The 12,632-nt window shown below is 57.3% G+C and carries 15 protein-coding genes; 4 read left to right on the forward strand and 11 right to left on the reverse strand.

The genetic code is table 11. The features are described from left to right. The coding region (locus V3C63_RS06405; RefSeq protein ID WP_329886973.1) for an IS3 family transposase at positions 1 to 180 on the forward strand (180 nt) is incomplete at its 5' end. A 67-nt stretch (positions 181 to 247) separates the two neighbouring features. On the opposite strand, the gene V3C63_RS06410 is transcribed toward V3C63_RS06405, so the two are convergent. From V3C63_RS06410 to accB, 11 genes are all read right to left on the reverse strand, one after another. Further along, complete coding sequence (locus tag V3C63_RS06410; protein ID WP_329886974.1) at positions 248 to 694, reverse strand: MarR family winged helix-turn-helix transcriptional regulator; 447 nt, start codon at positions 692 to 694, stop codon at positions 248 to 250. A gap of 49 nt (positions 695 to 743) precedes the next feature. Next, positions 744 to 1,190 (reverse strand): 3-hydroxyacyl-ACP dehydratase FabZ, encoded by a 447-nt coding sequence (gene fabZ / locus V3C63_RS06415; protein WP_329886975.1) that lies wholly within the window; start codon positions 1,188 to 1,190, stop codon positions 744 to 746. A 1-nt stretch (position 1,191) separates the two neighbouring features. Beyond that, positions 1,192 to 2,436, reverse strand: coding sequence for a beta-ketoacyl-ACP synthase II (gene fabF, locus V3C63_RS06420; RefSeq protein ID WP_329886976.1), 1,245 nt, complete (start codon positions 2,434 to 2,436; stop codon positions 1,192 to 1,194). 24 nt (positions 2,437 to 2,460) lie between these two features. Next, positions 2,461 to 3,219, reverse strand: coding sequence for a 3-oxoacyl-[acyl-carrier-protein] reductase (gene fabG / locus V3C63_RS06425; protein ID WP_329886977.1), 759 nt, complete (start codon positions 3,217 to 3,219; stop codon positions 2,461 to 2,463). A 25-nt stretch (positions 3,220 to 3,244) separates the two neighbouring features. Then, on the reverse strand, positions 3,245 to 4,168 hold the full coding sequence (gene fabD, locus V3C63_RS06430; protein WP_329886978.1) for an ACP S-malonyltransferase: 924 nt from the start codon (positions 4,166 to 4,168) through the stop codon (positions 3,245 to 3,247). A gap of 24 nt (positions 4,169 to 4,192) precedes the next feature. Further along, on the reverse strand, positions 4,193 to 5,128 hold the full coding sequence (locus V3C63_RS06435; protein ID WP_329886979.1) for a nitronate monooxygenase: 936 nt from the start codon (positions 5,126 to 5,128) through the stop codon (positions 4,193 to 4,195). A gap of 65 nt (positions 5,129 to 5,193) precedes the next feature. Further along, positions 5,194 to 6,150 carry a beta-ketoacyl-ACP synthase 3 gene (locus V3C63_RS06440; protein ID WP_329886980.1) on the reverse strand — a complete coding sequence of 319 codons (957 nt, stop codon included), beginning with the start codon at positions 6,148 to 6,150 and terminating at the stop codon, positions 5,194 to 5,196. Then, positions 6,147 to 7,142: an acetyl-CoA carboxylase carboxyltransferase subunit alpha gene (locus V3C63_RS06445; protein WP_329886981.1), complete on the reverse strand. Its 996-nt coding sequence runs from the start codon at positions 7,140 to 7,142 to the stop codon at positions 6,147 to 6,149. Before V3C63_RS06445 ends, V3C63_RS06440 begins: the two co-directional genes overlap by 4 nt. A 13-nt stretch (positions 7,143 to 7,155) precedes the next feature. Next, complete coding sequence (accD, locus tag V3C63_RS06450; RefSeq protein WP_329886982.1) at positions 7,156 to 8,025, reverse strand: acetyl-CoA carboxylase, carboxyltransferase subunit beta; 870 nt, start codon at positions 8,023 to 8,025, stop codon at positions 7,156 to 7,158. Next, on the reverse strand, positions 8,022 to 9,416 hold the full coding sequence (gene accC, locus V3C63_RS06455; RefSeq protein WP_329886983.1) for an acetyl-CoA carboxylase biotin carboxylase subunit: 1,395 nt from the start codon (positions 9,414 to 9,416) through the stop codon (positions 8,022 to 8,024). The genes accD and accC overlap by 4 nt, the downstream gene beginning before the upstream one ends. A gap of 3 nt (positions 9,417 to 9,419) precedes the next feature. Next, the gene (gene accB / locus V3C63_RS06460; RefSeq protein ID WP_329886984.1) at positions 9,420 to 9,869 is read right to left on the reverse strand and encodes an acetyl-CoA carboxylase biotin carboxyl carrier protein; all 450 of its coding nucleotides are present in this window, start codon (positions 9,867 to 9,869) and stop codon (positions 9,420 to 9,422) included. Between the two features lie 379 nt (positions 9,870 to 10,248). Between accB and V3C63_RS06465 the strand changes: the two genes are divergently transcribed. The 3 genes from V3C63_RS06465 to V3C63_RS06475 all read left to right on the forward strand — a co-directional run bounded on the left by V3C63_RS06465 (position 10,249) and on the right by V3C63_RS06475 (position 12,580). Continuing rightward, complete coding sequence (locus V3C63_RS06465; protein ID WP_329886985.1) at positions 10,249 to 10,410, forward strand: hypothetical protein; 162 nt, start codon at positions 10,249 to 10,251, stop codon at positions 10,408 to 10,410. 179 nt (positions 10,411 to 10,589) lie between these two features. Further along, positions 10,590 to 11,774: an acetyl-CoA C-acetyltransferase gene (locus V3C63_RS06470; protein ID WP_329886986.1), complete on the forward strand. Its 1,185-nt coding sequence runs from the start codon at positions 10,590 to 10,592 to the stop codon at positions 11,772 to 11,774. Positions 11,775 to 11,803: 29 nt separating this feature from the next. Further along, positions 11,804 to 12,580 carry an enoyl-CoA hydratase-related protein gene (locus V3C63_RS06475; protein WP_329886987.1) on the forward strand — a complete coding sequence of 259 codons (777 nt, stop codon included), beginning with the start codon at positions 11,804 to 11,806 and terminating at the stop codon, positions 12,578 to 12,580. The last annotated feature ends 52 nt before the right edge of the window (positions 12,581 to 12,632 follow it).

Raw genomic sequence — 12,632 nt, forward strand, 5'->3', positions numbered from 1 at the left:
ACATTCTTTGGCAGGCTTAAGAACGAAATGTATGATGACTATGAAAGGGAATACCAATCGTTTGATTCCTTCTCCAAAGCAGGAAGGAACTATATAAACTACTACAATAACGAACGGATCCAGAGCAAAACAAAATGGATGCCTCCTGTAAAATACAGGGGAACATCCATCTATTGCTAACCTAGGTTCCAATGATGTGTCCAGGATTTTGGGTACATATCATCGTTCAGCACCGTTTTTTAGTGAATTATTTGACGGGAAAAGGCTTAACCAATTCTTCGTTGATCGTGGTTAGAAGTTCGTTGAGCTTTTCGAGCTCGTGGGTCGGGAAATGCTCGCCGATGCGCTTCATGGTTTCGTCATAGCCGCTCCTGTTCATGGCGTGATAGCGCATGTATTTCTCGGTGGGTTGCAGATAGTATTCCCGTTTATCCTTGGGGGACTGAATTTTCTCGAGATAGCCCTTGGCGATCAGATGATGGATTTTATAGGTCGCGTTGGGAGAAGAGATATTCATGAAATTGGCAAACTGGGCAATGGTGGGATGATCCAGCGCATAGATGGACTCCATGCAAAAGGATTCGGTGATGGACAGGCCGTTGTCCTCGCGGTTGGTGTGCAGGGCCATTTCCCGGTAAAAATACAATTTGAGTTTGCGGTAAATTTCATCCAAAGGTTTTTCAAATGCGTTCATTGTCGTGCTACCTCTAAAAATTGTAAAAAGTGCAGAAAAAATGTGTCGATTAGGCCGGATCGGAAAGGGCGAAGGTGATTTCGGCGCGGCAGGCGATTTTGCCGTCGACGCGCACGATACCCTGACCGGTGCCGACCGGCCCGCGCATGCCGGTGATCTCGGTTTCGATGGTCATCATGTCGCCGGGCGTCACCTGTTTTTTGAAGCGGGCGTTCTTAATACCGCCGAAGAAGGCGAGTTTGTCGCGGTTTTCCGGCATCGAAAGCAGAGCGATGGCACCGACCTGGGCCATCGCCTCCACGATGAGCACGCCGGGCATCACCGGATAACCCGGGAAGTGGCCGAGAAACTGCATTTCATTGGCGGAGACGCACTTGATGCCGCAGGCCCGCTCGCCGGGGACGTGATCGGTGATGCGATCCACCAATAGAAAGGGATAGCGGTGGGGCAGGATCTGCATGATTTCGTCGATGGTTAACGGGTGGGGTTCGGCCATGTCAGTCCTCCCATTTTTTCATGACGACGACGGCGTTGTGACCGCCGAAGCCCAGCCCGTTGGACAGGGCGTAATGCAGATCGGCCGCGCGGCCTTCGTTCGGCACGATGTCGAGATCACATTTGGGATCCGGCGTGCGGTAGCCGATGGTCGGCGGGATAAAGCCGTCGCGCAGCGCACAAAGGGTAAAGATCGCTTCAATTGCGCCGGTGGCTCCCAGCAAATGGCCCGTCATGCTCTTGGTGGAACTCATGGCCAGGGCCTTGGCGTGGTCGCCGAAGACGCCCTTGACGGCTTTGGTTTCGATGGCATCGTTCATGCTGGTGCTGGTGCCGTGGGCGTTGATGTAGTCGATGGCGTCCGGTGTGATGCCCGCGTCGCTCAGGGCCTTTTGCATGGCGACGATGGCGCCGCGGCCTTCCGGCTGGGGAGCGGTGATGTGGTAGGCGTCGGTGGAAGTGCCGTAGCCCACGACCTCGCCGAGAACGGCGGCCCCCCGGGCTTCGGCGTGTTCCAAGGATTCGAGGATCAGCGCGCCGGCGCCCTCACCCATAACAAAGCCCGAGCGATCGGCGTCAAAGGGCGTGGAGGCGCGATCCGGATCGTTGGTGGTGCACAGGGCCTTCATGCTGGTGAACCCCCCGATGCATAGCGGCGTGACACTGGCTTCCGCCCCGCCGGCCATCATCACGTCGGCATAGCCGTCGCGGATCTGGCGGAAGGCGTCGCCGATGGCGTTGTTGCTCGAAGCACAGGCGGTGACGACGCAGGTGCTGTAGCCCTGAAAGCCGTAGGCGATGGCGATTTGTCCGGCGGCCATATTGGCGATGCTCGACGGGACAAAGAAGGGGGAAACCCGGTCGAATCCCTTGTCGCGGCCTCGGTCCTGGGAGTCGGCGATGGTGCCGATGCCGCCTATGCCGCTGGAAAAAATCACCCCGCAGCGGGTGGGATCGGCCTCCTGGGCCATATCGAGTCCGGCAGCGGTCACCGCTTCGTGGGCGGCTATCATGGCGAACCGGGTGAAGCGATCCATGTGGCGGGCATCCTTGCGGCTGATGACCGGGCTGATGTCCAGGTCTTTTACTTCGCCGGCGATTTGCACCTTCAAATCGCCGGCGTCGAATTGGGTGATGGGGCCGATGCCGTTTTGTCCGTCCCTGGCCGCGGCCCAGCTGGCGGCCACGTCATTGCCCAGCGGGTTGACAGTCCCCATCCCGGTGATGACAACACGTCTTTGATTCATAAAAAGTCCTTTCGTCTTGAATGCTTAAACGGCCATGCCGCCGTCCACCGCCAAAACCTGACCGGTGATATAACCGCTGTCTTCATCTGCGAGAAAGGCCACTGCGTGGGCCACGTCTTCCGGAGTGCCCAGACGCTTTAGGGGGATATCCCCAGCGGCGGCGGCCTTTTGTTCGTCATTTAGGGCATCGGTCATGTCCGTCTCGATAAAGCCCGGAGCTACGGCGTTGGCGGTGATGCCCCGACTGGCCAGTTCTTTGGCGACGGACTTGGTCAGACCGATGATGCCGGCCTTTGAAGCGGCATAGGTCGTCTGGCCGGCATTGCCCCGCAGCCCGACGACGGAGCTCAGGTTCACAATGCGCCCGTAACGCTGCTTCATCATCAGGCGGGAAACCGCCTTGGTGCACAAAAAGGCCCCGCGCAGGTTGGTGGCGATCACGGCGTCAAAATCCTCGGGCTTCGTCATCATGATGAGGTTGTCCCGGGTGATGCCCGCGTTGTTGACCAGCACGTCGATGTGGCCGAAATCTTTCTTGATGCGGGCTATCATGGCGGTGACGGCGTCCGCATCGGCGACATCGGCCTGAATGGACGCCGCTGCAATACCGGGGTTGGTATCGCGGCAGGCGGCGACGGTTTCGGCGGCGGCGGCTTCGTTGCCGGCGTAGTTGACGGCGACGTTGAGTCCTTTGGCGGCCAGCGCCAGGCAAATGGCCCGGCCGATGCCCCGGCTGCCGCCGGTCACCAGGGCCGTGCGGATTTCTGTTTGATGTTCGCTCATAAATTCTCCTTTGGCCATCGGCCGATTAAGCTAAAGCAGTTTTCAACACTTCAATATCATCCGCGGTTTCCACCCGCAGGGGTTTGGTGCCGCGGAGGGTTTTTTTGATAAAACCGGAAAGGGCTTTGCCCGGGCCGATCTCCACAAAGGTGTCGACGCCCAGGTCGGCCATCCGGCGGATGGTCTCTTCCAGATAGACCGGGCTTTGCACCTGTTTTTCGAGCAACTCGGGGATGCTCACGCCTTCGGGTTTGACGTCGCCGAGGGTGTTGAAGAGCACCGGAATGCGGGGCTCGTTAAAAGGGATCGTCCGGAATTTCTGGGCCAAGGCGTCGCCGGCTGGTTTCATAAAGCTCGTGTGAAAGGGGCCGGACACAGCCAGCGGCACACAGCGGCGCGCGCCGGCCGCTGCCGCCAGCTCGCAGGCGCGGTCGACGGCAACTTTGTCGCCGGAGATGACGATCTGCCCCGGACAGTTGAAGTTGGCCATTTCCACCACGCCGGCCGAAGTGGCTTCGGCGCAGACAGCGGCAAGGGCATCGCGGCCTAAGTTCATCACGGCGGCCATGCCCACATCGAGCCCTTCGGAGGCCTTGGCCATGGCCTGTCCGCGAAAGGCGATGAGGTCAAGGGTGGTGGCGGCGTCCCAGACGCCGGCAGCGTAGAGCGCCGAGTATTCGCCGAGAGAAAGCCCCGCGGCCACGTCGGGCATGATGCCGGCTTCCCGCAGCACATTGGTCGCGCCGATGGCAAAGGCGACCATGGCCGGCTGGGTATAGGCCGTCTGATTGAGTTTTTCGGCTGGGCCGTCAAAGCAGAGGGCCTTCAAGTCGAAGGGCAGCTTCGCTTCATCAAAAACTTTGGCAAAAGCCGGGTAGCGTTCGTAAAGATCGGCCCCCATGCCGACGTGCTGGGCTCCTTGGCCGGCGTATAAAAATGCGATGGTCATGGGATCTCCTTGGAATTGAACAATTTAAACAAGGGTTTGCAGCCGGGCGATTACATCCCGGGACTCGCGGTCTAAGGACTCGAAGATTTCGGTCAGCGGGCGGATTTCGTGCACCAGGCCGGCGATCTGCCCGGCCATCAGGCTGCCGTTTTTCACGTCGCCGTCGAATACGGCTCTGCGCAGGCTGCCCAGGGTGAATTTTTCCAGCGCCATCAAATCGGCGCCGGCGGCTTCTTCCTTCAGATAAGCCTTGGTCATTTGATTTTTGAGGACGCGCACCGGGGCGCCGGAGCTTCGCCCGGTGACGACGGTGCTGCGATCCTTGGCTTTGAGCACAGCCTTTTTGTAATGCTCGTGAATCGGGCATTCCTCGGAGGCGAGTAGAACAGTGCCCAGCTGCACCCCGGTCGCGCCCAGCGCATAGGCCGCGGCGACCCCCCGGCCGTCGGCAATACCGCCGGCGGCGATTACCGGGACATCCACCGCGTCAGCCACCTGGGGCACCAGGGCCATCGTGGTGATGTCGCCGACGTGGCCGCCGCTTTCGGTGCCTTCGGCGACGACGGCGTCTGCGCCTTCGGTGACGAGGCGGCGGGCGAGGGTGGCAGAGGCCACCACCGGTACGATCAGAATGCCGGCGGCTTTCCAATCAGCCATGTATTTGCCGGGGTTGCCGGCGCCGGTGGTGATCACCGGGATCTTTTCCTCGATGGCCATGCGGGCAATGTTGTCCACGTCGGGGTTCATGAGCATCAAATTCAGGCCGAAGGGATGATCCGTGAGGGAGCGACATTCCCGGACTTCTTTGCGAATGGTTTCGGCGTCGAGGCCGCCGGAAGCGATGAGGCCGAGCCCTCCCGCATTGGAGGAGGCAGCGGCGAAGCGCCCGGTGGCGATATTGGCCATGCCCCCTTGAATGAAGGGATAGCGCGTGTGCAGCAGCGTATTGATTCGTTCCATAAAATTCCTTTCAAGTACAGTCGATGGGCATCCTATGCGTGATGCGAAAAGCGAGGGTTTGGCGGTTAGCCTTCCGGACCGCGGTAGGTGATGGCGGTGCCGCCGTAGGTCAGGCCGCCGCCGAAGCCGGCGAGCAGCAGCCTCGCGCCGGGCTCAATGCGCCCTATTTGAACCAATTCGTCCAGCGCCAGCGGAATGCTCGCGCCGCTGGTGTTGCCGAAATGGTCGAGGTTCTGATAAAACTTTGCGGGATCGGCCTTGAGTTTTTTCACCGCGTGATTGATGATGCGGCTGTTGGCCTGGTGGCAGATCACCTGGTCGATATCGTCCAGCGTCTGACCGCTCATGGCGAGCATATGACGGATGATCCTCGGGATGATGCGCACGGCGAAGCGAAACACCGGCCGGCCGTCCATCGTGATGTGGCCGTCGGGATTGCTTGCGCCGGGCACGCCGATGGCCTCTGCGTATTCGGCGCCGAGCCAGCTGTGAAAAGCCGCGTCGGGATCGGCTTTAACGACCGCCGCGCCGGCCCCGTCGGCAAAGAGCACATAGGTAGTGCGGTCGGTCATGTCTGCGGAGCGCGAGAGCGACTCCGCGCCGATCACCAGGGCGTAAGGCCGGTCGCTGTCGGCGGTGACGAGTCCCTGGGCCACGCGCAGGGCATAAATAAACCCGGTGCAGGCCGCGCCGATATCGAGGCTGGGAATGTCTGCCGGCAGTTCCAGTGCCGCGGCGACTTTATTGGCCGTGCTCGGGGTCATGGTGTCCGGGGTGATGGTGGCGACGACGCAGGCGCCGATTTGATCCGGCGGGATGCCCGATGCCTGAAGGGCACGCCAGCCGGCCGTGATGGACAGGCTGGTGGTGCTTTCGTCTCCGGAGATGAAGCGGCGGCGGCGGATGCCGGTGCGTTCGGCGATCCATTCGTCGCTGGTGTCGACCAACCGGGCCATATCGTCGTTGGTGACCACCTTCGCTGGGGTGGCCGAGCCGGTCGCAATGATGCTGATGCCGTTCATGCGTCTCCTTTCTTGGATGCCGTTTTGGGCGTCGTTGCTCCGTAGGCGCGGAACCGGGCGTAGCGCTTGTTTATCAATTCCGAAGCGCTCATTTTATTTAGTTCCTTCAGTTCTTCGGCTAATATCCTGTCGAGGGCGGTATAAACCGCGCCGGGGTTGCGGTGGGCGCCGCCCAAAGGTTCGCGGATAATGCGGTCGGCCACCCTGAGGTCCTTCAGATCCCGGGCGGTGAGCTTCATTACCGAGCACGCCTCGTCACTGCGGTCGGGATCCTTCCACAGGATGCTGGCGAAGCCCTCGGGGCTCAGGATGGAGTAGATGGCGTTTTCAAGCATAATGACGCGATTGCCCACGCCGAGAGCCAGGGCACCGCCGCTGCCACCCTCACCGGTGAAGACGGCGATGATGGGCACCGGCAGTCGGCTCATGACGGCCAGGTTGCGCGCGATGGCCTCGCCTTGTCCGTTTTCTTCGGCTTCCTTGCCGGGATAGGCTCCTGCCGTGTCGATGAAAGTGATGATCGGTCGCTTAAATTTGGCGGCCTGGCGCATCAGGCGCAGGGCCTTGCGATAGCCCTCGGGGCAAGGCATGCCGAAATGGCAGGCCAGGTTCTCGTCGAGGGTTTTGCCCTTGCGGGTGCCGACGACGGTGACCGGTTGCCCGTGAAAGCGGGCGATGCCGCCGTAAATGCTTGGATCTTCTCGAAAGAGGCGGTCGCCGCGCTGTTCAAAAAAATCGGTGAACAGATGGTCGACGTAGTCCACGACGCCGGGACGCCCGGCGTGACGCGCAAGGAAAACCCGATCGGCGGGATCGGGATGAGCGCAGAGGTGGAGCAGTTCGGCGCGATCCCGTTCAAATTGCCGGCGCTGAATGACCTGAGCCGGCGTGATGGGGTCGCCGATATCGGCGAGGCGCTGATCGAGGTGATCAATGCGGCTTTCCAGCTCCCGCAGGTTGATTTTGGATTTATCTGTGCTTGTTGATTTCAACCGTGATCCCTCCTCAGGCCTTGTGTAATCCCAGCAGCCGGCTTAACGTGTCGCGCATGACATCCCGGGGAACAATCTGATCCACAAAACCGTGCTCCTGCTGAAATTCTGCGCGCTGAAAACCTTCCGGCAGTTGTTCGCCGATGGTCTGCTCGATCACCCGGGGGCCGGCAAAGCCGATGAGGGCGCCGGGCTCCGCCAGGGTGATGTCGCCGAGCATGGCAAAGCTCGCCGTGACGCCGCCGGTGGTCGGGTGGGTGAGGCAGACGATGGACAGGCCGCCCTTTTGGGAAAAGCGCTCCATTGCCGCCGAAGTTTTGGCCATCTGCATCAGCGAGATGATTCCCTCCTGCATGCGGGCGCCGCCGCTGGCGCAAAAGAGAATCAGCGGCCATTTCTTTTTCGTGGCGTACTCGATGGCCTGGGTGATGCGCTCGCCAACGGCAGAGCCCATGCTTCCCATAAAGAAACGAGTATCCATCACCGCGACGACGACGCTGATGCCGTCGATTTTGCCCTGGGCTGTGGCAACGGCCTCGGTGGAGCCGGATTTTTGACGCTGCACCTTGAGTTTATCCGGATAACCGGGGAAGTGCAGCCAGTCAAAAGGTTTGATGCCGCGGCCGAACTCCCGGATGGTGCCGGGGTCGAGCACGAGCTGGAGCCGATAGTGGGAGCCGATGGGAAAATGATAACCGCAGCGGCACACGTGCAGATTCTTTTCCAATTCGTCGAGGGTCAGGGCGTGACCGCATTGAGGACAGAGGGTGGTTTGCTGCTGAACGGGGATGGCGTCGGGCATCGTAGTGATGCTGCGGCGTTCCCGCATCGCTTTTAAATTGAAGATTTCCTGTTTGCGTTTTTGAAAAGGATTCTTGCTCATTGCTTCACCTCGATGGGATCGAGTCCGGCACCGACGCGGTTCCATTTCATCAATTCATCCATTTCGCTTTCGAGAAAGCCGGTGTTGTAATTGCCGCGCACAAAAATCGGATCGTGCAGAATCAGATAGCACAGCTCGACCGTAGTGGGATAACCGTCGATGACGATTTCCTCCAGGGCGCGGCGCATGCGCTGAATGGCCTCGAGCCGGTTGGCCCCGTGGGCGACGACTTTGGCGACCAGACTATCGTAAAAAGGGCTGGGGCTGTAGCCGGCATAAAGGGCAGACTCGACGCGAATGCCGCAGCCGCCGGGAAAGTGCAGAAAGTTTGTCTTCCCCGGAGAAGGGCGGAAGCCGTTCATCGGGTCTTCGGCGTTGATGCGGCATTCGATGGCCCAGCCCCGCTGGCGGATGTCGGCTTGTTTGTAGGCAAGGGTCAGTCCGGCGGCCACGCGAATCTGCTCGCGCACCAAATCGACGTCGCAGACCATTTCGGTCACGGGGTGCTCCACCTGAATTCGGGTGTTCATTTCGATGAAATAATAATGAAGGTCATCGTCCATCACGAATTCGATGGTACCCGCGCCTTCGTAGCCGGCGGCCTTGGCAGCCGTCACGGCGGCGTCTCCCATGGCGGCGCGGACTTCCGGCGTCAGCAGATGAGAAGGGCTTTCTTCCATGAGTTTTTGGTTCTTGCGCTGAATGGAGCATTCGCGCTCGTCAAAATGGACGACATTGCCTTTGCTGTCGGCCATCACCTGAAATTCGATGTGGTGGGGATTGACGATGAGCTTTTCGACGTACATTTTGTCGTCGCCGAAGTTGGCCATGGTTTCGGATTGGGCTTCGGCGAAGAGAGCGGCGAAATCCTCCGGCTTGTCGACCCGGCGCATGCCCCGGCCGCCGCCGCCGGCACTGGCTTTGATGAGCACGGGGTAACCGATTTTTGCCGCGACGGCCGCACCGGTTTCAACATCCACATTGCCGTCGCTGCCCGGCACCACCGGTACGCCGCTTTTCTGAATCAGGCTGCGGGCTGCCGATTTATTACCCATCTGACGGATAACGTCGCCGGTGGGCCCGATAAACTTGATCCCTTCCGCCGTGCAGCGATCCGAGAAGACGTCGTTTTCCGACAGGAAGCCGTAGCCCGGATGGATGGCGTCGCAGCGGGTGGCGATGGCCACCTGCAAAATCGCATCCATATTGAGATAGCTTTGACCGGCCTGAGGCGGGCCGATGCAAACCGAGCGGGTGGCCAGCTGCACGTGGAGGGCGTCGGCGTCGGCGCTGGAATAAACCGCGACGGTTTCGATTTCCATTTCCCGGCAGGCACGGATCACGCGGACGGCAATCTCCCCCCGGTTGGCGATTAAAACTCTTCGAAACATGGATTACAGCTTTCTGACGCGCATCAGGGGTTCGTCGTAGGCGGCGAGTTGCCCGTTATCCACGAGGATCTCTTCGATCACGCAGTCAAAGGGAGCCGGCACTTCGCTCATCATCTTCATCGCTTCGATAAGACCGATGGTTTCGTTCTTTTTCACTGACTGGCCGACGGTGACATACGGCGGATCATCGGGAGAAGCGGCATGATAAAAAGTGCCGACCAGCGGCGCGTTGATGGTGTCGCCCCGCGCGGGAGTGGATGTTTGATCGTCGGCCGGTACTGCGCTTTGGGCGGCCGGCGTTGCCACGGGTGCGGCGACGATGGTTTCAGTTTTGGGCGCGTAGGCTTCGGCCTTTTTGAGCGACAATTCGTCATCGCCCAGTTTGATCGTCATTGATACCGATGCGCTTTGCTCAAAACGATCAATCAAATTTAAAATATCCTTTAACTCCATAGAACCTCCGAAATGTAGGTGCACTTTCTCATCACGTTACTCTGACAGAAAAGCTTAGCTAAAAATTTTTAGTCATTATATCATTGGTGAAAAATTTTCACAAGCAGCAATTATCGGCAGCAATTTTAATCCTTTCATAAATTTATGATGCCTTTGGCGAACGAAAAATGAAAGCAATATATAAAAATGATTTTCACCAGCGAAGACAGCAGAGCTTGCCTAGTGATTCAATATGCAATTGATTAAATCAAACAACTAAATTATATCGTGTTTTAGGGTAAAAAACTATTAAAATTTAAAATTATTTTAATGGTGTTATGTTTCAGAGCAATATGCGCAGAAAAAGGCAGCGACAGCGCGGAGAAATATAGGGGAACGCTTGAGCGCTTTAAAAAACAAAAATCGGATAGACAATCAGCAAAAACATGATAAAATAAAAGTACAATATTATGTAAACTATCACAGTATTGTTGAATCGCTTCAAATTTCAAATTATGATGCTAAGCATGTCGAAATGGAAAAAGGAGGAATGTGTGCGTGAAGTTGGTCCGACCAATTTTGAAAAAATCCTTAAAGGATCATCCAGATAGAGGGATAATATTGTTATCTTCTTGACAAGAAAGAAAAATGTGATATGATTGTTATATATTTAACAGGTTATCAACACAGCCCTGTTAATTGGTTTTAGCATTCACAAAAATAGTGATGGAGGGAAATTTTATGGCTAAAGAAGTTGTTGTTGTTAGCGGTTGCCGTACAGCGATTGGTTCCATGGGTGGTTCTTTAAAGAACACACCGGTTGTCGAATTGGGATCGACGGTTATCAAGGAAGCGATCAAACGCGCGGGCATCAAGCCGGAAGATGTCGATGAAGTACTGATGGGGTGTGTTCTTCAGGCGGCCCAAGGGCAATCTGTTGGGCGTCAGGCAGCGGTTTACGCCGGCATTCCGGTCGAAAAACCGGCTTTGACCCTGAATAACCTTTGCGGTTCCGGGATGAAGTGCGTCAATCTTGCTGCCGATATGATTATGGCCGGCGATGCCGATGTCCTGGTTGTCGGCGGGATGGAAAACATGACCAGAGCACCCTATGTGGTTCCGAATGGCCGTTATGGTTACAGAATGGGACCTGGTGAATTCCTGGATACCATGATTTGCGATGGCTTGGAAGACACTTTCAACCACTACCACATGGGTATGACAGCTGAAAACATTGCTGAAAGATATAACCTGACCCGTCAGGAATGCGATGAAATCGCCGTGATGTCTCAGGAAAGAGCTGTGGCCGCCATTGACGCCGGCAAATTCAAAGATGAAATTGTCCCGGTTACCATCAAACAAAAGAGAAAAGAAGTCATCTTCGATACCGACGAACATCCGCGCCGCGGCGTGACTTTGGAAGGCATCAGCGGCTTGCGTCCGGCCTTCAAAAAAGACGGTGTGATTACTGCGGCTAACGCTTCTGGGATCAACGACGGGGCTGCGGCTTTGGTCATCATGTCTGCAGAAAAAGCGGAAGAACTCGGTGTGAAACCGCTGATGAAATGGATCGGCGGCACCTCCGCCGGCTGCGAACCGGAAGTCATGGGCTTAGGTCCGATTTACGCCGTTCGTAAACTTTGGGAACGCACCGGTCTTTCCATGGACGATATGGATCTGATCGAACTGAACGAAGCGTTCTCCGCTCAGGCGCTGGCCTGCATCCGCGATCTGAATGTCCCGATGGATAAATGCAACGTTAATGGTTCCGGGATTGCTCTGGGTCACCCGGTAGGCTGCACCGGTGCGAGAATCGTTGTCTCCCTGATGTATGAAATGGCGAAGAGAGGCTCTAAGAAGGGCTTGGCTTCCCTCTGTGTCGGCGGCGGCATGGGCGTTGCCTCTGCTTGGGAAAACCTGCAGTAGTCACATTTTAACCAGGAAAGAAGCGAATCATGAGTTTTGTTAAATACGAAGCGAAAGATCTGATCGGGATTATTACCATCGATCGTGAAAAAGCTTTAAACGCGTTGAATTCTCAGGTGCTGGACGATCTGGAAGCCGTGGTGGACGCGGTCGATTATGACGCCATTCGCTGCCTGATTATCACCGGCGCCGGCAGCAAATCCTTTGTTGCCGGAGCGGACATTGCCGAAATGGCCGACGATAATAAGGCCGAAGGCAGAGCTTTTGCCGAACATGGCAACAAATTATTCCGGAAAATTGAAACCCTGCCGATCCCGGTGATCGCAGCGATCAATGGTTTTGCGCTGGGTGGCGGCTGCGAACTTTCGATGGCCTGCGATATTCGCCTGGCAGCAGACAATGCCGTTTTCGGGCAGCCGGAAACCGGCCTCGGTATCACGCCGGGCTTTGGCGGCACGCAGCGCTTAATGCGCCGCATCCCGGTGGGCATGGCCAAGGAAATGATCTATGCCTGCAACAATATCAAGGCGGAAGACGCTTTGAAGTGGGGGCTTGTCAATGCGGTTTATCCGCAGGAAGAACTGATGCCCGCCGCTGAAAAACTGGCTGGCAAAATCGCCAAGAACGCTCCAATTGCCGTCCGCATGTCCAAAGCGGCCATGAACGAAGGCATCGAAGTGGATATGGATCAGGCGATCGGCATCGAATGCGATCGCTTCTCCGCATGCTTTGAAACAGCCGACCAGAAGGAGGGCATGACCGCATTCCTCGAAAAGAGAAAGCACGAGCCGTTCCAGAATAAATAATCCGTCACGGCGATAAATTGCGGGGAAATCACAATGATTTCCTCGTCTTTGG

This window comes from Pseudoramibacter faecis (genome assembly GCF_036289405.1).
GTDB lineage: Bacteria > Bacillota > Clostridia > Eubacteriales > Eubacteriaceae > Pseudoramibacter > Pseudoramibacter faecis.